Below are 23,609 nucleotides of genomic sequence, written 5' to 3' on the forward strand. Positions count from 1 at the left end.
CGAAGCGAGAGTGGGCTTTGGTTTTGAACTTAGATACCCCGCGGCTTGCCGCGGGGAGCTTCATTAAATTTTTTAATATGTTTTATGATAGAGTGCTCTTTAAAGGGGAAGAAAGATGGAGAAGATATCTGAGGAAGCGTATACTGTTATTTTAGACTCAAGTCAACAGATTAACCGTGTTGTGCTAAACGTATTTGCGGAGTTACTGGTTCATGACACAGGTGATATAAAGGTTATTTCTTTTCATAATGAAAAGTTTGATTTTCAGCATGTATTACAAACTTTAAAAATGGATAGTGAACGATTAGGTATTGTTTCAGGTTGTATTGAACAGAAGATTCAATTAATACGATGTAACTCTATACAAATCGAAGACATAAAAACGGCCCTAAATTATATAGAAAATGAAGATTCGATTGTATTAATAGGTGCTGAACGATTATTTAACAGTTTAAAGGGAGATGGTGTATTAGTTAGAGAATACACTGATATGGCTTTTCGCTCCTTTCAACAAGAACAACATCCTTGGCAAGAAATTGTTGGAAATATACAGAAGATTCATGAATATTTACAATCAAGAGTACAAAAATTTATTTGTGTTATTACTACTGCAAGAAAATGTTTTGATAATATAACAGAACTATTTAAAGCTACTATTGAACCTGAGATGTTCTATATCTCAATTGATGATGACATGCTTACAGAAATTCTTGAGAAAATTATAAATAAGATTCATAATAATAATTTAAAAGAAAGCTTAGATTTTATATCAAATTATGTAGGAGTTATTTCACAAAATTTAATTACTTATTACTCGGCAAAGGCTTACGAGTTCAGTGGTTTTCGTCGAGAGGCTGCTGAGAATTATAAATCAGTGTTTGAAATATTAAGTTCTGAAGAAAAAGTTTATTTCGCTGAATTATTGTTGTTTGAAGGAAATGTTGAAGAAGCATATGACATATTAAAACAAACTTATCAAACTGATCCTTGGTCAAAGAATATAATAAAAGCCTTAATAAAAACCTCAAAGAGTTTGGACGAAACTGAGTACGAGAAGTGGATTGAAGAAGCAATAAAAAATAATATTTATGATGAGTATGTGCTCCAAGAAGTTGGAAACTTCCTAATGTCTCAGAAGCGTTTTTCAGAAGCTTGCACGTTTTGGAGGAAGCTTTACAATGCTACAAATAACCCATATTTCGAAATGATGGAAAGGTACAGTTATATCTATAAAAATGATGTGAAAAGGGAAATTGCAGAAGAAGTGTTGCTTGATATCTTTCGTAATTATGCAAATCTACAGGATGAGGTTTTTTACAGGCTAGGTTTGATTTGCTTAACTAAATACGATAGCCCGCTAAAGAGTTATCAATTTTTAAACAGGATGTCGAATGATAGTGAGAGCAGTATAATCTACGAAGGTGCTTTACTAAGGATGACAATTCTTCAGGACCCCAATTTTGCTGTCAGAGCGTTAGGGAAAATTAAGCCATTTCAGAATGATAATCATGCTGATAGATTGGCTGATGCGATTGTAGATGAGCTAATAAGAAACATTATTATATTGGCACATAAAGATGTAGGGTATTTAAAGTGGGGTAACTTTATCGAAAAAGCACAATCTGAAGAGAGTTGGAAGGCACATTTATCAATAAAGCTTTCCAAAGAGTTGAAGATATGGGCTGCTCAAAGTTTAACGATTGAGAAAGAATCATTTAATAATAATAAAATTGAGAGTACGAGTGTTGAAGGAATTATAAATTCTTTACGATTAGCTAAGACTGGAATACCTCCAGAATTAAATATAGATGAAAAAGAATTTACTGATGACGCTATTAAAGTACTGAGCGCGATAGGTTCTGTATATGATCAACTTGTTGGCAGGTACGAGGCATCGATAATCTTATCTTTAGTTGGTAAAGGTCAATTGGCAAATGATCATGCACTTACGATACTTCAATTATCCTCAAGAATCAAAGATGATCATAAACGAGAAATTACAAGAATTCTAGGATTGATCGCATGGGGAAATTCTCAGTATAGATTAGGTAATCATATTGAAGGTTTGAGTTGCCTTATTTCCGCTATTCCATCTGCACTGAAGTTATCGTTAATTCATCCTTTGATGGATTCTAGTAATATCATAAGTAGGTGGGTAATTGAGCATTCTGAAGCATTTGCAGATTCAGATAGAAAAAATGCTTCTAACTTTATTGGTAAATTTGGTGGAGTGACGGAGAACGACAATTTATTTGAGATTGAATCCGCAATGCTGGAAGGAGATTGGTATAAAGCAAATAATTTATTAAAGCCATTAGTGGATAAGTATGATTTTTCACCGGAATGGGCAGGACATTTTACCAATTTGATTGCTACACTATTAAAATTAGAGAGAGAAGACGAGGCAATTATTTTAATAAATAATTATCATAAAGAAGCAATAAGTGGATTGGAAAAGCGGAAAGATATTAGATTCAGGGCTTTATTAAGTTGGTCCCAGATCCTATTCTTTAATAGCAGTAGAATGCTCTTAAGTACTGTAAGATTAGTGGTAAGTTTTCTTACTATTGCTATACAGGATATAGAAATTAAGCGACAAAGTGTGCACCATAAAACGGAGCGTGCTGCTATTACCGTTGAGGCAAATGGTGTTTATAAGCTATATTTAGATATGCAAGGTATTATCTATATTACGGAAGGGTTTAGTGATAATGAGAAAAACCTTGCGAGATTAGAAATGATAAAATTGTTTGGGATTTTGTCACCAAGAACAATAATCGAACAACTTGATTCTTCAGATGTTTCTGAAAAAGAAATTGATGTACTTAAACAAGAATATGATACTTTATTCGATGAGGTTAGCCGAATTCAAAACTATCAATTAGAAGAGAATATTAGAAAAATAAACCGCTTCAATGAACTAAAAGATTACTTGACTAAAGTCCATCCGAACTTCAAACCTCTACCTCTATTCTCAATGAAGAATATCGAAGAAATAAAAACAAATATGAATTCTGAAGAAGTATTTTTTCAATATATAATTACTACTTTAGGTGTCGTTACCTTACTTATTGATAATCAAACTGAAATAATAGACTATGGAATGGGTAAAGTTTCTCTGCTTAAAAAAATTGATGCAGAGCTATTTGCGCAACTTGCTGTTCTCCCTAATGATGAAACTGAAGAAAAAGTTAAAAAATATTCAACAATGCTATCCCTTAATATTTATAGAGCACTACTAGCACGATTAGAGTTAGGTGACATCAAGAAAGTCTATATTACTCCAGATTTTACATTGAGAGCATTTTCAACTAGTTTAATTAGAAATAAAAATGAATGGATGATTACTAAAGTAGATAGTATTAATAATATTATTGATATGGGATACCTTCTAAGAGATACGCACAAAAAAACTGAATCAAATAAATTGATGCTAGCGATTGGAAATCCTATTTCAGGAAACGACATGGCTATTTCGCGGGCAAAGAAGTTTGCACAATCTCATCAATCAGACGATTTAGTCGTTTTAGAGAATTTTGGACCCCATAATTCTGAATTGTTTTCCTATTGTAAAGCAGTTAAACCAAAAATGTTGGCAATAATTGCTCATGGTGTTCCTGATCCAAACACCGATCAATTTAGTGGGGCCTTTTCTATACATGGCTCCAATAGATCCTTATCGGCTGATGATATTTCGGATCTATGTGATTACTCTGATGAATTGGTATTATTCACATGTAGAAGTGGAAATGCTGTTGGTGATCATTTAGAATCTAGCACTGGTATATTGAGTTTAGTCTTAGGCAAAAAAATTGGAAGTATTATCTTGTGTAAATGGGATGTGGATGCGCGGCCATGTTTGGAATTACTTAATGGATTTATGCTAGATACGAACAAAGGAAAACCATTAAACTTTTTGTTGAATTCTGGTAGAAGAGAACTCATGAATTCTACTGAATATAATCATCCTGTTTATTGGGCTGGATTTGAACTTTGGGGAAAGAACGAGGAACAGGCAATTAATGTGGACTGATTACTTTCTATGTTTGTATTAAGCTTTTGAACAAATCTCCAGTTTGGAATGTACACCCTCATGAGGTAGAGAGCCATTGAGTTGATGAGTGAGAGCACTCCGTTAATCATTGAGAGCCAAGATGTAATAGTGAGAGCCACATTGTTTAATGTCAAGGAATGCAAGCTTCCCCTTCAGCCGTAACTGCAAGAGCAAGAAGACGGAGATAAGCGAATACCACGAAAAGGAAAAGTCAGCACTACTGTAAGTTGTTACTCCACAAAATTTGTCGATGGTAGTGGAGCAGGGCTGATTCGAGTGTCTTTCTCTCCGAGTTCTCTCAAACGTCCAATTTTGCTCACTTTTTGATGATTTCCCGGGACGCCTTGCGGCACTAGGGAAAGGTGGTGTGAAACCCCGAAACCCCTTGATTTTATAGGCTTTTCGTGGTTTTTTGGTTCTTCTAAAGGAACATGGCTTCCGCTTGCTTCCCTTTAGCGCGCTAGATTCAGGTTCTAGTGGTGTAACAGCCGTGGAGGTTCGAGTCCTCTCGACCGCATCATTCAGGAACAAGGCTTCAGCTATATAAGCTGGGGTCCTTGTTCTTTTTTTCGCCTATATGCAAAACGGAGGAATTAATCGATCGGGGGAAAATGGATGGGCAGTCAAAAGCTACATTTAGGTTGCGGGAGAACGATTTTGGAAGGATGGATTAATCTCGATTTCGTGGCTCAAGAGGGCGTGGATGTCATCGCGAATCTCGATGACTGCAAGAACAGTCCTTTGCCTTTTGAAGATAACACTATATCGGAATTTTTCGCTTCTCATTTGCTCGAGCACATCCAATACCCGCTCCCGCTGCTGCAGGAGATGCATCGTATTGCCAAGCCCGGAGCTTTGGCGGTATTTCGAGTTCCTTACGGCTCTAGCGACGATGCCTTCGAGGATCCGACCCATGTAAGACAATATTTCCTTCAATCGTTCGGGTATTTTTCGCAACCTTATTATTGGAGAGCCGATTATGGATACAGAGGGGATTGGGTCACCCGGACCATAACGCTATGGGTAGACCAAGCGACTTATGGAGGGAAAACGTATGCGGAAATCATGCGGGAAGTTCATTCGTCCAGAAATGTAGTTTTGGAAATGGTTGCCGAATTAACCACGGTCAAACCGATCCGTGAAGCGAAGAGGGAGCTGCAAATACCTCCGCAAATTTTGGTTCGATTCAAATAATCGCGCACCTCCGACACCGATCCTTCAAGGCAGGAAACCCGAGAGCGGAAGCTCCCGGGTTCTTTGCGTTCAATTCGTTTCTTGCCGGCTTCTCCGCCATTTTTTGACCAAGACAAGGCAGCCGCGAATGATCCGTTCCGCCCCGTAAGCCGATACGATCGCGATAAAAGGCAAGCTGGGCGCCTTATACCTGTACATGATGTCGATAAAAAAGATAACGCAAAACACGAATACCGAAAAAATGACGAGCCACACGACAGATGCCTTTCTAAACTGCTTGTTCACGATAGCGGCGACGGTACCCGCGAAGAACAAAACGGTTGCCAGCTCGTTCAAGACGAGCTTGGCCAGGCTGACGACGCTTCGGTAATCGGTTTTCCACACCCACCAGCCTAGGAAAGAAACGCTTCTTTTGCCGTACAAGGCGAGAATCTGGTCCCAGTTATGAACGAAAAAGCTTACGATCACACTGTTCATCACATCGATCGTATAGTCCGGGTTGAAGCGGTAGTCGTAAGGCGTCGGCTTATCGTAAATGGAGCCCGTAGCATAAATGTTGTACAAGACAAGCTTGGCGTTTTCCTCCATGGACGCCAGAAGGGGATCGAGTCTGTTGCCGGTTAGCGCGTATACGCCGACCGCCAACAGAACAACGACCGTTCCTCCCAAAGCCAGCCTGTATCTCTTGATGAAGCCGGTCACCGTCGTTCGGCGCAGGCGGATCAAAATATACAGCAAAATGAAAGCCAACGTGATTATACCTGCCGGCCGGAAGACGAATATGTACAGCGATATGGCGGCAAACAGCAGCTTGTACCGCTTTTCGCCGGTCTCGAAGCATTTAAGCAGGAGATAGACGCACAACAGCAAAAGGCTGATATATAAGCTATCCGTCAAAATATATACGGTCCACCGATGGACCCCTTCGGAAACGGAGTACAACAAGGAAGCGATGACGGCAGTCGTCCGGTTGAAGAGCATATGCGCGATTTTATAAACGAGAATGACGCTCAGGCCGGTTGCGACCGACTGAATGAACAGAACCGCGACCGGATTTTTGAACACGGCCAGCAGTACGGTGAGCAGCATGTTATAGCCGAAATACATGATGTCGTTCATATGCAGGCCGATTTTAAAATCCGCGATCATGGCATACGCGTAATCCAAATACCATTTACTGTCGTCGGATGTCGGAAATCCTTCTTCGGAAAACATCACCGTGAAAAAATACCCCAAACTGGTGAACAGAGATAGTATGACTAGCGGAATGAGGTAGACAAGCTCTTGATTTTTGAATTTGCAAATCCATCGGTACACGTTATACAACAGCTCCAATACCAGCATATGCAATATTTTCCCGTGAAAGGGTTTCGGCCGTCCGGCTGCGAATCGGCACTCCTAACCGCCGTTTGCCCGTCTCGGCCATCACTCTCCTAATTTTGCACATATTGGTGCATTTCAGCAACCCTTTATTTCGTTTTCCGGGTAATCCTCCTCAGCTGACGATTGCGCGTAGGGCGCTTGTCGGCGTTAAATTAATGAAATCTTGAAGCTCATTTGAACATGGCTTCCGGGCTTCTCATGTAAAATGGTAATAAGTTTTAGCGCATCGTGTCGATCGTACGGAACATGTCCGCATGGCGGGAAGAGGAGAGCTCGAGTGGGGAACCAGGGGAAGACGTTGTACGAACATTTGATGGGCAAAAGATTGATCCGGGATTTGTTCAATTCGAAAGGCGTCTTGCTGATTGCGGCTGCAACCGTGCTGGATGCGGGCCATGCGGATATTTTGGAGGATAACGGGATGATCCTGACGGTTCGGGACGTCGAAGAGGTCGGTCATGACGGTAGGATGTCCGTCGTATTGCTGAACCGCAACCTTGACGAGGCGATCGCGGTCGTGAAAGGCTTATTCGATCATATAAGAATTACAAGACAGATCCCGCTCGCCGAAATCCGCACGAGGGTAATCCCGGTCATACGCCAGTCGGCCGAACGGCTGCACTTGTTTCAATTGTTTACGATGCTTCAGGTGAAGCATGATTACATATACAGGCACAGCGTTGCCGTCGGAGCGGTATCGATGCTGCTCGGGAAATGGCTGCGATTGTCCGAGGCCGAGCTGCTGCAGCTGACGACCGCCGCCGTGCTGCACGATATCGGCAAAACGCAAATTCCTCTGGAATTGCTGAACAAGCCGGAACGGTTGTCGGATGACGAGTTCGATACGATGAAACGGCATACGCTGATCGGCTTCGAAATGATCAGAAAGACGGTCGGCACCACTCAACGGCAAGCTTCCGTCGCGCTGCAGCACCATGAGCGGATCGACGGCAGCGGATATCCGTTCGGACTAAGAGACGACAAGATCGACCTGTTCAGCCGAATAGTAGCCGTGGCCGACGTGTTTCACGCGATGACGTCGAAGACGGTATACCGCGATCCTTCGCCGATGTACGAAGTGCTCAAGCAGCTGGAAAGCGGCGCTTACGGGATGTTCGATCCCGTCGTCGTAACGCTGCTTATCCAGAAATTCATGCAGGCGCTGATCGGATACGAAGTGATGCTGACAGACGGCACGAGGGCGAAAATCGTACTCATCCATCCTCACCATCAGACTCGTCCGCTCGTCCAGGCGGGGGATCGGTTTATCGATTTAAGCAAGGAATATTCCGTTCATATCGAGCGGGTGTTCCCGAGCGACGACGGCGAACAAGCCCGGTAATTCGCCGCGACCGTTTTGCTCTTTGTCGGCCGATCCGTTAAGATGGAGGCAATGAGTAGAAACGGGGGAGAGGCAGAGGTGGAACAAAGGTTGTCCCGGTCCGCGGTATGGGCCTTGGCCGCAGCTAGCGTCCTGTGCGCGTTAATGGTCGGCATGCGAATCGTCTATATGGACAAATGGACCTATTACTGGCTGGTCGTTCCCAATTTGCTGCTTGCCTGGATACCGCTTATGGCGTCGAGCTTCGCGTGCAGGACGATTGAGGACGGGCGCAAGCCGGGCATCGCGACGGCGGCGTGGGGAATCGTATGGCTCGCATTTTACCCCAATGCTTCCTATATTGCGACCGATTTGATTCATTTGAGCTATGCGAGCACGAAAGAGACGCTCTACTACGATTTATCGGTCAACATGCTTGCGGCGATGCTGGGCTGGCTGCTCGGGGCCATATCGCTGTACGGATTGCATGCCGAAATGGTACGTCGCTCGGGAGCACGTGTCGGGACCGCTTTTGCAGCCATCGTCATTTTGCTTGGCTCCGTAGGCGTCTATCTGGGCCGCGTGCTGCGCTGGAACAGCTGGGATCTGGTCATCCGCCCTTGGCAAATCGTTACGGATACGCTCGAAGCGATCCGCGAACCGGACGCGCTGCTGTTCATCGGCGCCTTCGCTTTGTTTACCGGCGCCGTCTACGCCGTGTTTTACAAGCTCGTTCATCGGTCAAGCCCTTTACTTCGCCATGACGGTTCACTATAATAATTGAACATAACAGGTTCGCTGCGGCAAGCACCCCATACGGGGTGTTTTTGTTAACGGGCAAATGGATGAAACGGAACGATACGGATGAAAAGGAGCAACAATACGATGATCGATACGAAATCGATGATGGCGGAATGGGTCGCATCCGCACTGGAGGGCGTCGACGCCGCCGCGATCGAAGCGATGACGGAGGTTCCGCCGAGCCCGGATATGGGAGATTTGTCGCTCCCCTGCTTCAAGCTGAGCAAGACGCTGCGCAAGGCGCCGCAGCAAATCGCGGAGGAGCTCGCCAAAGCGCTTCCTTCCCATCCCGCGTTCGCCCGGACGACGGCGGCAGCCGGATATTTGAACGTTTTCTATGACAAGCGGGCATTCGCGGAAACGGTTCTGAGCGCCGTGCTGCAGGCGGGCGAACGATTTGGCGCCGGTTCGATCGGCGCGGGCAAGACGATCGTCATCGACTTCTCGTCGCCCAATATCGCGAAGCCGTTCCATGTCGGCCATCTGCGTTCGACCGTCATCGGAAACGCCTTGTACCGCATCCATCGCTTTCTCGGGTACGACTGTGTCGGCATTAACCATCTCGGCGACTGGGGGACCCAGTTCGGCAAGCTCATTACCGCGTACAAGCTGTGGGGGGACGAGCGTCAGGTCGAGGAGGGCGGCATCGAAGAGCTGATGCGCCTGTACGTGAAGTTTCATGAAGAGGCGGAAGCGAGGCCGGAGCTGGAAGACGAAGCCCGCGCATGGTTCGTCAAGCTGGAGCGGGGAGATGACGAATCGCTCGCGCTGTGGCGATGGTTCAAAGAGATCAGCTACAAGGAATTCAACCGTATTTACAATTTGCTCGGGGTTGCGTTCGATTCCGATGCCGGCGAAAGCTTCTACAACGACAAGATGGGCGCCGTCGTGGAAGAGCTGAAGGAGAAAGGACTGCTGGAGGAAGACCAGGGCGCTTATCTCGTCCGGCTGGACGCTTACAATATGGCGCCCGCGCTCATTCTGAAGAAGGACGGCGCTACGCTGTACCATACGCGGGATATCGCCGCGGCGCTGTACCGGCACAAAACGTACGCCTTCGATAAAGCGATTTACGTAACGGATTATGCGCAAAATTTGCATTTCCAGCAATGGTTCAAGGTCATAAGCCTGATGGGCTGCGACTGGGCCGACCGCCTCATTCATGTGCAATTCGGGCGGGTGAACCTCGAGGGCGTCAAATTTTCCACCCGGAAAGGCAACGTGGTCCTGCTGGAGGAGCTGCTGCGCCAGGCGATCGACAAGACGCGGGACATTATCGACAGCAAAAATCCGTCGTTGGAAAACAAAGACGAGGTTGCCAGACAGGTTGGCGTGGGCGCGATCGTTTTCAACGACTTGAGCAACAACCGGATCAAGGACATCTCGTTCTCTTGGAAAGATGTGCTCAACTTCGAGGGCGAGTCCGGACCGTACGTGCAATATACGTATGCGAGAGCGCGCAGCGTGCTGAGGAAGGCCGGCGTGGCCGACGGCGCTGCCGGAGCCGGGTTCGATCCGTCCTTGCTCGAGAACGCCGAGGCCCAGCAGGTGCTGAAGGAGCTGGCAACGTTTCCGGATAAAGTGCGGCTGGCGATGGAGAAGCTGGAGCCTTCCGTCATCAGCCGCCATCTGATCGATATCGCGCAAAGCTTCAACCGGTTTTATCACGAATGCCCGATTCTCGTGGAAGATGCGGCGCTTCGGGCGGCACGGTTGGCGCTCGTTCAGGCGATGTGCGGCGTGCTGCGCATAGGACTCGGTCTGATCGGCCTGCAAGCGCCTGAGCAGATTTGAGGCGTAACTTTTTGACCTATCGTTTCGTCTATATAGAGGAGCAATCCCGACAGGTTAGTCGAATGACCTGGCGGGACTGTTCCTTTGTTTTTCTTGGCACCGTTAAGTCTTTTTATTTAAATCAAATTTTCCCTTTTCAGACGCACGTTAAACCGCTAATATGGGTGATATGTACCAAAAAAATTCCAATTCCGGTTTTGGGAGAGATGATGAAAACGCTGCCTAAAGAGATGGAAGCCGTGTTGCGGCAAAACCGGCTGACCCAGGAAGATTTGGTTTACTGGATGGTCTGCGACCGGACGACGGACGGTTCGTTCGCAGATACGTACGTGCTGCTGGGACGAGAGGCGCTGACGATCGTTTCCGGCGGTTCCCCGCCGGCACTCGAGAAAAATTACAAAGGATTCGTCGCGAAGAAGAAGGAGAAGCTCCAGGAGGCGGTTCCGTCCGGACCGTGGACGAAGGAGACGATCGAGCTCGGCAAAGTGGAATCCGTATCGGTCGTCAATCTGGTAGCGTCCGGGATGATCGTCATCAAGGAGGAGGAAGGGGAACGGGTAGTCGCCGCCTTTACGAACGGGCATATGGCCAGAGCGGCGAAGCTCGCATCGGTGTTCGCGAAGCTGAAGAAAAACGAGGAGCTCGACCTTCAGGAATTAAACGAAGAGCAGGAGCAATCGTCGTGTCCTAAGTGCGGCATGATATATCCGGAGAAAGGCAGGCAGGTTTGTCCGAAGTGTCTCAAGAAGCACGCCATCTTCACGCGGCTGCTGTCATTCGCGGGCGCTTACAAAAGCTCGATCTTTCTTATCGTTCTGTTCATGCTGCTCAATTCGGCGACCGGCCTGGCCATTCCGTATTTGCAAGGGACGGTGCTGTTCGATCAGGCGCTGGGCGGCGAAGGGACTTTTGCCGGCAAAATCGGAATCGTCATCCTGCTTATTATCGGCTTCCGCACGATTTCCTTGCTGTTCGGGGTTTTGTACGGAGTCATTATCGCGAAGCTGGCGGCGAACGTCTCCTTCGACTTGAAAACAAGCGTCTTCTCCGCGATGCAGCGGCTGTCGCTTAATTTCTTCCAAAAAAAGCAAACCGGCCAGCTGATGACGCGGGTGAACAACGACGCTACCGAGCTGCAATATTTTTTCGTCGACGGCATGTCTTATTTCATCGTCAATGCGATGAACATAATCGGCATTACCGCGATCCTGCTCTACTTGGACTGGAAGCTTACGCTGCTTTGCTTTATCCCGCTGCCGATCGTCTTCTTCATCGTCCGCAAAGTGTTTCCGAGGCTGTGGCGACTGTCCTGGCGACGGCACCGCAAAGTGAGCGCGATGAACTCGATCATCAGCGATACGATACGAGGCACCCGGGTAGTCAAATCGTTCGGCAAGGAACAAAACGAGATCGAGCGCTTTCAGAGAGCGAACGTGTCGTTCTCCGAGGCGGAGCAGAATGTCAACAAGCTGGGCGGCACCGTGTTCCCGGTATTGAACCTGCTGACGCATACGGGAGGACTGCTCATCTGGGCGTTCGGCGGCTGGATGATCATGAAGGGACAATTTTCGTTCGGACTCGTGCTGACGTTCGTCAATTACATGCACATGCTGTACGGTCCGATTCAATTCATGAACAATATCGTCAACTGGTGGTCGCACTGCATGTCCGCCGCGCAGCGCATATTCGAAATTCAGGACACCGTACCCGAAGTCGCCGAGAAAGCCGATGCGATCGAGCTGAAGGAGATGAAGGGCGATATCCGGGTATCCAACGTCGTCTTCGGCTATGAACCGAACAAAGCGATTTTGAAAAACGTATCGATGCACGCCAAGCCGGGTCAGATGATCGGAGTCGTCGGGCATTCCGGCGCCGGGAAATCGACGCTCGTCAATCTCATTTCCAGACTGTACGACGTTACGGAGGGTGAAATCCGGATAGACGGCATCGACGTCAAAGATATAACGACCGCTTCCCTGCGCAAGCATATCGGGATCGTCTCCCAGGACGTCTATGTGTTCTCGGGCAGCATCGCCGAGAATATCGCCTACGCCGATTCCGACTGCACGATCGACGATATCGTAAACGCCGCGAAAATCGCCAACGCGCACGATTATATCGAGAAGCTGCCGGACGGCTACGATACGATCGTCGGTACGGGCGGGCACAACTTGTCCGGGGGGGAAAAGCAGCGGCTGTCGATCGCCCGCGCCATTTTGCACAACCCGAAGGTGCTCATTCTCGACGAAGCGACCGCTTCGCTCGACACGGAGACGGAGCTGCAAATTCAGGAGGCGCTCGATTCGCTCATCAAGGGCAGAACGACGATCGCCATCGCGCATCGGCTGTCCACGCTCAGAAACGCGGATTACCTCGTCGTCATGGACCACGGAAAGGTTGTCGAAGCCGGGACGCACGAAGAGCTGATGAGCAAGGAAGGGATGTACCACGGGCTTGTGAAAAAGCATGATGAAGCATTGAAAATGAAAGAGGTGATCATCGCATGACGAGTACGGGAGCGGTTACGGAAGCCGAATGCGTTCCGGACGAGAAAGCGAAGCGGGAGCTCCCCGACAGCGAACGGAACGGGACACGGGAATCGGACCTGGCCGAGGCGGCGAAAATCCGGTATGTGACGGAGCGCAATGCGACGTTCCGCAAAACGGAAGGACAAATGCTCGCGATGACCGTCGACGGTACGGAGCATCCGGCGGTATATGTGCACTGCTCGTTCCCCCATACGAACAAGCGGATTTATCTTTCGATCCGGACGCACGACAATAAGGAGCTCGGAATGATCCGATCGTTGGACGACTTCCCGAAGGCAACGGCCGACCTTATTGAGGAACAGGTCACAATCCGGTATTTCGCCCCGGAAATCACGAAGGTGGTCAAGATCAAGGAGGAGTTCGGCTACTCGTATTGGGAGACGGAGACGACCGCGGGCATATGCCGGTTTACGGTACGAAGCGGCGGAGGGCACGTCAAGCTGGTGACGGACAGCCGGCTTCTCATCTCCGATGTCGACGGCAACCGGTTCGTCATTCCCGACCTGGAGCGGTTAAGCGAGAAGGAATACCGGATGGTCGAAATGTGCATGTAAACGGGTCGCATCTTTACGGGAGAAAGCGGAGGATTCGATGAATTTAAATTATACGCTCTCGGAACGCGATTTATTGGCGGCGCAGCACGCTGTCGGAGAGCATATCGACTATTGCGTACCCGCCGATTTGTCGCTCGGCGGCCGGAGAACGCCCGGTTTTTTCGTGATCGGCCACGTGAAATGGGCTTACGTGGAAAACGGAGAGACTACGGATAGCGGCATTATTGCCGAAGCGCACGAGTACAAGCTCGTCCCGCTTATCGGCAATGCGGTTCTGGAAGCGACGGAGAACGATACGAATACGAAACGGATCATCGCGAGAGCGACGATGCAGCATGCCGCCCGCTTCGGGTACATCGCCAAAATATTGAACGATATGGCCGCGAACAGTCCGGTACGGATCTATAACAACGAAGAGGAAGCGGTCTGCGTCAAATGCGGGGGAGCGCTTATCCCCGGCACGAGAGTATGTCCGAAATGCATGAACAAGGCGGCGGTACTCAAGCGGCTGATTCTCGTATCCAAATCCCATTGGAAGCGGCTCGGACTCGGACTCGGCGTGCTGTTCGTTTCGGCCGGACTCGCTTTGATGGGACCGTATTTCCAGAAGCTGCTCATCAACTCGTCGCTTCAGCCTCCGGAAGGGCAGAGCCCGAGCGTCGAGATGTTTTTCGCGGCCTTGGCGGGCATGCTGGCCGTTCTCCTGTTCGGCGAGCTGCTGGGCATTGCGAAGAGCCGGATTATGGCCGGCGTCAGCTCGGGAATCGCCGCGGATTTGCGCAAAATGGTGTATGATCGAATCCAGCATTTGTCGCTCGGCTTCTTGACGTCGCAGCGGGCCGGAGACATGATGAACCGGATCTCGTCGGACACGGACCGGATTCGCCAGCTTATTCAGGAGATGTGCACGACGGCGATCTTCCAGATGATCATGCTGGTGTCCGCCGCCTTCTTGCTCTTCCAGGCAGATTGGCGGTTGGCCTGCGTCGTCCTGCTGCCGGCGCCGATCGTCGCGTATTTGCACTATTATATATGGAAATTCGTCCTCTGGAAGCTGTTCCACAAGCAATGGCGGGTGTACGACAAGGCGAGCTCGTTTCTGCACGATGTTCTGAGCGGGATACGGGTCGTGAAAGCTTTCGGCAAGGAAGAGCGGGAAATCCGGCGGTTCCGGCAGTACAACAGCGAGTTTGCCGCGGCATCCATCAAGAGCGAGAAGCTGTTCAGCATCTTGTCGCCGGTTACGAACTACTTGATCCAGATGGGCCAATATTTCGTCCTGTTGATCGGCTGCAACATGATTCTGGGCAAGCAGATGACGCTCGGGGAGCTGATCCAATTCACGGCGTACGCCTCTATGATTTTCGGGCCGATTTCTTGGCTCATGTTCATGCCCAGATGGGTGGCCAATGCCGTCATCTCGATCGACCGGGTATTCTCCGTCATCGACGAGCAGCCGGAGGTGCTGGATACGCACCGTTCCGCGAAGCATCAGATCCGCGGCGAGATTTCGTTTCGCGACGTGATTTTCGGCTACAAATCGTACGAACCGGTGCTGAAGCAGCTCAATTTCGAAGTGAAGCAGGGGGAGATGATCGGACTTGTCGGGCATTCCGGCTCGGGTAAATCGACGCTGATCAATCTCGTATCCAGGCTGTACGACGTGACGGAAGGCAGCATCCGCATCGACGGCGTCGATATCCGGGATATCAAGCAGGAAGATTTGCGATCGCAGATCGGCGTCGTGCTTCAGGAGACTTTTTTGTTCAGCGGCACGATCGCGGACAACATCCGCTATTCCAAGCCGGACGCCACGTTCGAGGAGATCATCGAAGCGGCGAAGGTCGCCAACGCCCATGACTTTATTATTCGTCAGGCCGACGGCTACGATACGAAGCTGGAGGAGAACGGAAACAACATATCCGGCGGCGAGCGGCAGCGGCTGGCCATCGCCAGGGCGGTGCTGAACAATCCGCGCATTCTCATCCTGGACGAAGCGACGGCCTCTCTCGATATCGATACGGAGACGGCGATCCAGGAAGCGCTGAAGCGTGTGACGAAAAATCGTACGACCTTGGCCATCGCCCACCGGCTGACGACGCTGCGGAATGCGGACCGGCTGCTGGTGCTCGATAAAGGCCGCTTGGCCGAAATCGGCACGCACAACGAGCTGATGGAGCAAAAAGGGATTTACTACAAGCTCGTAACGGCACAACGGGGCATGGCAAAGCCGAAAGCGGGGCAGGCAGAGAACGCCGTGTAGCTGGAAGTCCGGGAAACAAACGTGAAGAAGCTGTCCCGTAAGGTTAGAACCTGATGCAGAATCCCGAAGCAGGAACGACATAACCTCCAAAACCGCTAAACAAGCGGTGATGGAGGTTTATTTTTTAACGGATTCTTGAGCATAGGCGGATAACGAATTCATCCTGGTATAAAAAATCGGTTCAGCGATGTATACTGAGGCGGAATTAGGGAAATAATAAGGACGGGCATTTGCGGCATACAAGCTTAACCGCTTCCTACATGCGTTCCGGGAGGTGAAGAAGCGCATGGCGATCAAAACCGACGATTACATTAAATATTTGACCGAGAAGGTTGTCGCTTATATGGATACGCCCGCAGACGTGCGCAAGGAGCAGCGAAGTCTGCATAAAAGCACGAGAGAGCCTTGGCTGGTGCGATGGTTCGGCATGGTGCCTTTGTCGGTCCTGATCTGGTGGAATAAACGCAAACGCAAAAAAGAACACCCCGGTCCGTAATAACGGATGAAATGGGGTGTTTTCTATGGGAAGAGGAGGAGAAATACCGAAAGTTAGGTTGAACCGCCTGCCCGTCGTTGATAAAAGGAGCCGTATTGGGCCAATACGTCGAACGGAATGTACCGTTCTCCTTCATGCTCCAGTCGGACATACGGGAGGTTGCCGCCCCAATCGTGATACCCGGTTACGGCTAATGGAACGAGCACGGTTTTGCCGTACAGGTTGGCCGTAAAGGTTACCGGCTGGCGTTCGGGGCCGACGGAGGCGAGCAATTCGCTCGCGGACGTCAAGGACAGCGGCTTTCCGTCGATCCAAAACGTGTTGTCGAATGGATCGAACGGAGACAGAAGCAGCGATCGCTCCATCCGAGGCAGCGGATTCGGCAAAGCGGCAGCCGGATCATAAGGCTGAAGCGAGAGAAAGCTTTGATCCGACAAAGGGAGCAGCTCCCCGGTCTTGGCGTCGATATAAATCCATTCGCTCTCGCGCTTCACTTTCCAGACCGCATGAAGCGGGCTGAAGTAGAGGCGGTCGGGCGGAACGGGAGAGGATTGCAAATAAACGATAGGATCGGTATCGGTACGGATAAGTTCAAGCTGTACCAAAGTGCGATACAGCGTATTCAAGCTGAATAGGGGGCTGTCACCGGCGCCGTATTCGGTAAGCTTAAGCTTGCCGTCTTCCGTCGAGCCGACGACCAGATAGCCGATTTCTTTGCCTTCCTTATGGAGGAGGATCAGCCAGCCGTGCATGCCGGGACCTAACGGATAGCGGGACCACTTGGCGCCCAGCCAGCTCCGGAACTCGTCCCGAGCCGAAAGCGACCCGATCCAGGCTTCGATCTGCGAATCGAACGAGGCGCCGCTATTGTCGCCATTGTCCGTTCCGATTCCCGATGACGGGGTGGAGAGCGGAAGCTCGGCCGGAGCGGCGGCCGAAGGTAACGAATGCGTTTCCATCTTTTGTTGCAGCGCCGCGCTTTCGGAAGCGCGGACTGCCATGAAGCCGATTCCGAGAACGAGAGCCGTCACCGCTAGCAGCCATCGGTGCATCAGTCATCACCTGCCGTAATTGAATTCGGGGGCATCCGTTGAGGCGAAGGCGGCGTATGGTTAAGATATGTCCTCATTGTAACGAATATGCCCAAAAAATGTTGTTGCTTCGTGTCAGCCGGTCAACTTTTTTTTGGCTGTTTTTTTGAGAAGTTTTAGCGGGATTCGTCAGTTCGTGCCGTTCAAGGGCGCTTCAGGTGAAAAAGACCGCCGTTTACGACGGAAACCCGGATACGCGGCCGGTATTGCCATTCTAGCTCCTCCCGGCGCATAGTCCACTGCTGCTCCGCCTCCCGCTTCGGCTCTTCCTCCAGCCCTTTCACGGCATCCTCGTAATAATGGTCTACGCGCGCGAGCTCGTCGGTCAAACGCTCCTGCGCCGTCGCGGCCCAGGAATGGTCATACCGTTTCAGCATTTTCTCCACATGCTGCTCCACGATCGTCCGCGCCCGCGCAAGCGTGACCGAGGGCCGGGCGATATACACGTTAGGCGGAAGCCGGGGAGTAAGCTTTTTGCCGGAGACCAAGTGATGGAACGATTCCAGCAGCTCGCCGGTGGCGAGATCTACCCCGAAGGAATGAAGCTCGTCCCGTTTCATATCGCACTCGAGCTCGATTTTCGCGTTGACGCACAGGTAAGAGCCGTAACCCGCCGAGCCTGCCGCCGATCGCGCCGAATGGTCCGGCTCTTCGAACAGCTGTACGAATTTGCCGGCCGATTTTACCGCGTCGAACAGCTGCAGCAGACGTTTGCTCCCGAACGTTACTTCTTCTCTCGGAATTCGTCCGGGCCCGAGCGTACCGGGACCAACGGGGGTCACGCCGAAATACCGACCGAGAATCGAGTCGGCTCCCGCTTGCCCGAGCGGCTGTCCGGAAGGCCCCAGCACTTGAGGTATCGCCGCGGCTTGATTGCCTTGCTCGTTGGCCGCTTGCTCCTTCGCGGCTTTGGCTTCCGCTTCGGCACGCAATTTGTCCGGATCGAATACGAACGTAAACGACATCGTCTCCGGCGGAGCTCCGGTCCGTTCCACGAAGCCCCAGTAATAGGACCGGTTCGTCAACCGTTTGTCCGCTTCCGGCGATAGCTTCACGGTAACGTAGGCGGGATGCTTCTCGATGACGTGGCAGCCGGTCGCCTCCAAATAGCGCTGCGTAAATTTTTGGATTTGTTTGCTGTTCAAGGTCTCGCCTCCGCATCCGGTGTTATCGTCTGCCCGACGGCATTCAAGATGGCCCCGATATGGGCTTTCTGGCCGCGCTCATGCTCAACTTCGTTGCGGACCGAGTGGAATGAGTCTCCCAGACGGTCGAGATTGCGGCGCATGTCCTGCTCCGATTTCGATTCCGCCCACATTTTGAACAGGCTCGATTCGAGCGACGTTCTCTTCTCGAACCGTTCGAGAATCGTATCGAGGCCGCCGATGACCATCTCGAACATGTTAATTTTCTCGTGCAGCAGCGATAAAATGTGTTCCTCGATCGTTCCCACCGTAGACAGGTTGAAGATTTGCACATTTTCCGTTTGACCGAGCCGGTGGACGCGTCCGATCCGCTGCTCGACCCTCATCGGGTTCCAAGGGAGATCGAAATTGACGACGTTGTGGCAAAACTGCAGGTTGATCCCCTCGCCGCCGGCCTCGGTTGCGACCATCACCTGGGCGCGTCCCTTGAACAGGTCCATCATCCAATCTTTTTTGCCCCGGTTCATGCCTCCCCGGTAAGGGACGGCGATAATGTTATGCTCCTTCAGGAAATGGAGCAAATATTCCTGGGAAGCCCGGTATTCGGTAAAGACGATCGTCTTGTCGCCGATGTCCCGGATCAGCTCCAACGTCTTGTCGGCTTTCGTATTCGCCTTGATGCTGCGGATCAGCTCGACAAGCTCCCAAATTTTCGGGCGCAGCGGAGAATCCTCGGCCATTTTTTTGAACAGGTTGACCAGCGTCAGGAAAACGGCGTCCCTGCTGCTGCATACTTCGCGCTGCAGCGTGACCAGAGACAGCATGCTGCCGATATCGCCCCGGGAGTCCTGATACCTGCCGCGGACGAAGTTGCATACTCCGTCGTACAAGGCCTGCTCTTCGGCGGAAAGAGTAAGCGGAATGTTTTTTACGATACGGGAAGTGAACTCCAGATCGCCGTCGCCTCTCCGGTTGCGGATCATCACTTTGGACAGCTCCTCCTGGAGCTTGTCCTCGTTTTTGGGGAGCCGCTTGTCTACGACGAAGTTGGCCGCGAAATGTCCTTGGCCTCCGAGCTGTCCCGGCTTCAGCAGGGTGATCAGATTGTACAGCTCGCCCAAATCGTTTTGCACCGGCGTGGCGGTCAGCAGCAGGCAATATTTTTTGCGCAGCTCCTGGACGAATTTATAATTGGTCGTTTTTTTATTTTTCAGCTTATGCGCTTCGTCGACAATCAGCATGTCGTATTCCTGGTTCAGTACGATTTCGCGGTGCGGATCGCGCTTGGCCGTGTCCATCGACGCCACGATAATATCGTACTGCGCCCACATATATTCCTTCTTCTGCGCAACGGCGGGTATGCCGAACTTCTGGTTCAGCTCGCGCACCCATTGCAGCACGAGGGAGGCGGGGACGAGAATAAGCACTTTGCGGACTAGTCCGCGGATCAAATACTCTTTGATGATCAGGCCGGCTTCGATCGTTTTGCCCAAGCCCACCTCGTCGGCTAGTATGGCGCGCCCGCGCATTTCGTACAGCACTTTTTTGGCGGTGTCGATCTGGTGCGCAAGAGGCTTCAACTGGCGTATATGCGGCAAACATTGGAGCTCGTCGAAGCTGCCGATCATGGAGGCCTGCTCGGCTTCGCTGGCCAGCTGGTACATCGTCCAGTCGTCCCAAGGACCGTTTTTGTGGACGCGCGTTTCCAGTTCCTCGAACCAGGAACGGTCGAAATGGATGTTCAAATGGTCGTTCAGGCTGCGTACGTGTTCCGTCGATGCCGTATTCATTCGCGTGTCCTCCTTGCGGCTTCGTCTCTTTCGGGGGCATAGCATCTAGTATTAACCAATTGAAGGGGAAACATAACGAAGCGGCCGATAGGAGAAAGCAAGCCTTGGGCGGATACGAAAAAAGAGATGATGCGCCGAGTCGTTGTCCGATCGATGGCGTTCATGGCCACCTTTTCGGAAGATTGGACAAACGCGGAAAACCAGAAGAAGATGACCAAGCGGGGACGGCAACGGAATCGTTCAGATCCGCATCGCCGATCGCAATGCGCCAGTCGAAGTCGACCAAGGCGTTCAGCCCGAATAACGACTGGCCTCTGCCGCCTACATCCGGTGTAACCTGTGCGCGTAGACGGGGCTTTCGCTTCGAGGCGGCTTCCCACCATCCGGGCAGCATGACATTCCAGCCGTCACTGAGCAATTGGCGACTGTTCGCGTTCGGAAGCGTCGCCAGGAGTCTGGCAGCCCATCCGGAAGAACGCTTGATCTTTATATTTGGATTTACTACTTCATAGTTGAGCGACCTCCTGATGTGGGATTTTAAGGGCTTTTGACCCGTTGCGTACTTCCATCGTACGGAGGCGCTCTTTTTTATTCAAACTCCAAATTATTCGACTTTTTTTTCAATCCAAGGCTGCCGCTGTGTCTTTATTCAAGCTAGTCTAAAACTTATTTTTATGAACCTGACGATTTCCAACCACGTAACGCGACCCACAAGACGATATTGGAGAAGGCAATCAAAGGGTGGGGTGATGATTACGTGATTGTGTTATTTGAATGTGAAGAGCAATTAGACGAATATAACGAACTGCAGGAGTTAAAATAAAGCCGGGCCTCTCGCCTCCAGTTTTATTAGAGACACGACAGAGAAAGCAAAACCGAGGGTTCAGAACGCGAAGAAACGGAGCGAAAGCTCTGTGAGGAGGGTTCATAAGGACGTAGGCATTTTATTGCGTGGTTAAAGAAGGGAACACGGGATAAACTAATGAAGCTGTTCAATTGAATTGCAGCTCTTACGACGCCAAGGCATCCTTCGTAATTTGGGCAATATCGATAGGCGATCGTGATCCTTCGCTAACGATATCGGGTAAAATGTGCTCAAGAAAGTAGTCGACACAATGAAGCTTGATTCCTTTAATCTTGATCAGTGCAGATCGATACATAACGACGAACTCTTTTTCGGTATTTCCGAGCTGCAGTTCCGTAAAGGCTTCATAAATTTGATCGAGCTTATCGGCGACCTCCAATATTTTACCTTCAATGGTATCGTCTTTGCCTTCACGCAGCTGTCTGCGGAAAATGTGCTGAAAAGGTTCAGGAATACGCTCGTCGATGAAATGAGCGATCATGCCTTCTTCCACTTGCTGCAGCATTGCTCGAAGTTCCAGTGAGGAGTGCTTTACAGGCGTTTTAATATCCCCGATAAAAATCTCACCGTAATCATGACTGCTCGTAATTCCAATCGACGACGACTCCATGACTTTCTTCAATATCTGCCAACGTTTTGGCGTACTGAACGACTTTCCAGGAATGGGCGGATACACTATGCTCCTGAAATTTGAATTTACCTGGGCAGCGGATAATTCGCTCTAAATCGGTTAACGACAAGAAGTACGTATGGATTCCCATAGTTTCGATTCCTCTCTGTTTGATGTATGGTACGATGCGATATCTCAAGTATACAACCCATTTGTTAATGGATAGTTAACTCGACATGAGAGTTAATCTTTACAAAAGTCAGCAAAAGCAGAGGAGGCTTGTCCCTATTGTGCAGGGGGCTTTTTCAGCAGCCTTCCAGGTTAAGGAAAATGATTTTACTTCGCGTTCAGATGCGGCTGATAAATCCCGAAAAGATTGCCTTCGGTGTCCTGGAAGAGCCCATTATAACTACCGGGACAAGATTGCGCAAAAACACATCAAGCCGCCGCGGGATCATCGGGCGGCAACATCCCAGAAATAATGTGTAGACTATAGTGCTCAGTAGGTTTGATGCTGTTGCTTCGTGCTACAATACTATGCTAAATAAAGGGAGTGATATTTGGGATGGGAATTGATGAGATTATTAGTGTAGTTCCTTTTGATGAAAAGTGGACTACCTTATTTCAAAATGAAAAAGTAAATCTTCTTAAGCTTTTGGGGCCGATGCTATCGACATACAGCATTTCGGCAGCACCTCGGTACAAGGGATGTTTGCAAAACCCATTATTGATGTTTTGATAGGTGTGAAAACGCTTGAGTTGAACAACTCCATAACTAACAAACTAATGCAACTTGGTTATGAAGGGTTCGGAGAAACTGGTGTAAAGGGAAGATTATATTTTCGAAAACGCCAAGAACATGCCTATAATCTAGCTGTCGTAATTTGGAATGGCGAGCAATGGGTAAATAATATTCTCATAAGAAATTACTTAAGAGATAACCCACATGTAGCCAAGCAATATCGTGAAAGAAAACTCAACGCCATCAATAAAGGATATACTACACTTCTGTCTTATTCGGACGAGAAAGCCGAATACGTATCCAATTTACTCGAACAAGCTAAGAAAAGTAGTGGATAGGGACAGACAGAACCGTGTATCCCATTGGATTATTTAGATAACCTTTAATGGAGCAAAAAGGAGGAATTGATTTGGATTTTTATATCGTAGATGTCTTTGCTGAAAAAAAAGTATCAGGGAAATCAGCTTGCTGTTCTAGTGCCAGACAGTAATCTCACAACAAAGGAGTTGCTGCAGATTGCCAAAGAAATTCATTTTTCGGAAACGAGCTTCATCATGTCCAATAAACAGGAAAATGGCGGGTATGATATTCGAATCTTCACACCAGATGCGGAGGTGCCCTTCGCGGGACACCCTACCTTGGGCACAGCGTATATCATCAACCGGATTATGGAAAACGGAACGGCCTCCAATGTCGCTTATCCAATCCAGTAATCGTGGGAGAACAAGTTGATGAGGACATATCTTCCCATTGGTTTATTGCTCAATCAATTGGTTCAAAATAACGGTGAACGATGGTATTGGCTGAAAGAGGATTTTGAATCACTTGGAGATGCTTACGATGATATTGTTGATAATGAATCGTTGCACTGACGGATTCGAGAGTTCAATGAAGACACGAAGGCAGCCGTCCAAAATGTTCGGCTGCCTTCGCTCAACTAAATGGCAGTTTAGCGCC

The 23,609-nt window shown here is 49.6% G+C and carries 16 protein-coding genes and 2 pseudogenes; 12 read left to right on the top strand and 6 right to left on the bottom strand.

The features are described from left to right. The first annotated feature begins 115 nt into the window (after positions 1-115). Together FE784_RS16025 and FE784_RS16030 are read left to right on the top strand one after the other, a co-directional pair. Positions 116-4,033 carry a tetratricopeptide repeat protein gene (locus FE784_RS16025; protein ID WP_139603226.1) on the top strand — a complete coding sequence of 1,306 codons (3,918 nt, stop codon included), beginning with the start codon at positions 116-118 and terminating at the stop codon, positions 4,031-4,033. Between the two features lie 678 nt (positions 4,034-4,711). After that, the gene (locus FE784_RS16030) at positions 4,712-5,248 is read left to right on the top strand and encodes a class I SAM-dependent methyltransferase (protein ID WP_246132048.1); all 537 of its coding nucleotides are present in this window, start codon (positions 4,712-4,714) and stop codon (positions 5,246-5,248) included. Positions 5,249-5,317: 69 nt separating this feature from the next. On the opposite strand, the gene FE784_RS16035 is transcribed toward FE784_RS16030, so the two are convergent. Then, entirely contained in the window at positions 5,318-6,592 is a 1,275-nt protein-coding gene (locus FE784_RS16035) for a glycosyltransferase family 39 protein (RefSeq protein ID WP_139603228.1), read from the bottom strand. A 316-nt stretch (positions 6,593-6,908) separates the two neighbouring features. Here FE784_RS16035 and FE784_RS16040 point away from each other — a divergent pair, with 316 nt between their 5' ends. The 7 genes from FE784_RS16040 to FE784_RS16070 all read left to right on the top strand — a co-directional run bounded on the left by FE784_RS16040 (position 6,909) and on the right by FE784_RS16070 (position 16,409). Next, the gene (locus FE784_RS16040) at positions 6,909-7,973 is read left to right on the top strand and encodes an HD-GYP domain-containing protein (RefSeq protein ID WP_246132049.1); all 1,065 of its coding nucleotides are present in this window, start codon (positions 6,909-6,911) and stop codon (positions 7,971-7,973) included. Between the two features lie 78 nt (positions 7,974-8,051). Then, the gene (locus tag FE784_RS16045; RefSeq protein ID WP_176706266.1) at positions 8,052-8,729 is read left to right on the top strand and encodes a DUF1361 domain-containing protein; all 678 of its coding nucleotides are present in this window, start codon (positions 8,052-8,054) and stop codon (positions 8,727-8,729) included. Between the two features lie 111 nt (positions 8,730-8,840). Beyond that, positions 8,841-10,547 carry an arginine--tRNA ligase gene (argS, locus tag FE784_RS16050; protein ID WP_139603259.1) on the top strand — a complete coding sequence of 569 codons (1,707 nt, stop codon included), beginning with the start codon at positions 8,841-8,843 and terminating at the stop codon, positions 10,545-10,547. Between the two features lie 206 nt (positions 10,548-10,753). Beyond that, entirely contained in the window at positions 10,754-13,054 is a 2,301-nt protein-coding gene (locus tag FE784_RS16055) for an ABC transporter ATP-binding protein (RefSeq protein ID WP_139603231.1), read from the top strand. Beyond that, the gene (locus tag FE784_RS16060; RefSeq protein WP_139603232.1) at positions 13,051-13,650 is read left to right on the top strand and encodes a DUF1854 domain-containing protein; all 600 of its coding nucleotides are present in this window, start codon (positions 13,051-13,053) and stop codon (positions 13,648-13,650) included. Before FE784_RS16055 ends, FE784_RS16060 begins: the two co-directional genes overlap by 4 nt. A 37-nt stretch (positions 13,651-13,687) precedes the next feature. Next, complete coding sequence (locus tag FE784_RS16065) at positions 13,688-15,913, top strand: ABC transporter ATP-binding protein (protein WP_139603233.1); 2,226 nt, start codon at positions 13,688-13,690, stop codon at positions 15,911-15,913. Between the two features lie 286 nt (positions 15,914-16,199). Beyond that, a complete protein-coding gene (locus FE784_RS16070; protein WP_139603234.1) occupies positions 16,200-16,409 on the top strand; it encodes a YqzE family protein in 210 nt (69 codons plus the stop codon). Positions 16,410-16,462: 53 nt separating this feature from the next. On the opposite strand, the gene FE784_RS16075 is transcribed toward FE784_RS16070, so the two are convergent. The 5 genes and pseudogenes from FE784_RS16075 to FE784_RS16095 all read right to left on the bottom strand — a co-directional run bounded on the left by FE784_RS16075 (position 16,463) and on the right by FE784_RS16095 (position 22,061). After that, a complete protein-coding gene (locus FE784_RS16075) occupies positions 16,463-17,461 on the bottom strand; it encodes a hypothetical protein (protein WP_139603235.1) in 999 nt (332 codons plus the stop codon). Between the two features lie 182 nt (positions 17,462-17,643). Beyond that, a complete protein-coding gene (locus tag FE784_RS16080; protein ID WP_139603236.1) occupies positions 17,644-18,645 on the bottom strand; it encodes a YqhG family protein in 1,002 nt (333 codons plus the stop codon). Beyond that, positions 18,642-20,435: a DEAD/DEAH box helicase gene (locus tag FE784_RS16085; RefSeq protein WP_139603237.1), complete on the bottom strand. Its 1,794-nt coding sequence runs from the start codon at positions 20,433-20,435 to the stop codon at positions 18,642-18,644. The genes FE784_RS16080 and FE784_RS16085 overlap by 4 nt, the downstream gene beginning before the upstream one ends. A 160-nt stretch (positions 20,436-20,595) precedes the next feature. Then, positions 20,596-21,027: an SNF2 helicase-associated domain-containing protein gene (locus FE784_RS43115; protein WP_139603238.1), complete on the bottom strand. Its 432-nt coding sequence runs from the start codon at positions 21,025-21,027 to the stop codon at positions 20,596-20,598. A 418-nt stretch (positions 21,028-21,445) separates the two neighbouring features. Further along, positions 21,446-22,061 (bottom strand): annotated as a pseudogene (locus tag FE784_RS16095) (YfbR-like 5'-deoxynucleotidase). Between the two features lie 557 nt (positions 22,062-22,618). Here FE784_RS16095 and FE784_RS16100 point away from each other — a divergent pair. From FE784_RS16100 to FE784_RS40905, 3 genes and pseudogenes are all read left to right on the top strand, one after another. After that, on the top strand, positions 22,619-22,990 hold the full coding sequence (locus FE784_RS16100; RefSeq protein ID WP_139603239.1) for a GrpB family protein: 372 nt from the start codon (positions 22,619-22,621) through the stop codon (positions 22,988-22,990). A 71-nt stretch (positions 22,991-23,061) separates the two neighbouring features. After that, positions 23,062-23,326 (top strand): annotated as a pseudogene (locus FE784_RS16105) (PhzF family phenazine biosynthesis protein); the annotation flags it as partial. Positions 23,327-23,383: 57 nt separating this feature from the next. Continuing rightward, a complete protein-coding gene (locus FE784_RS40905; RefSeq protein ID WP_176706255.1) occupies positions 23,384-23,524 on the top strand; it encodes a hypothetical protein in 141 nt (46 codons plus the stop codon). Positions 23,525-23,609: the final 85 nt, after the last annotated feature.

Origin of the sequence: Paenibacillus hemerocallicola, assembly GCF_006265175.1 — a bacterium.
Taxonomy (GTDB): domain Bacteria; phylum Bacillota; class Bacilli; order Paenibacillales; family NBRC-103111; genus Paenibacillus_AB; species Paenibacillus_AB hemerocallicola.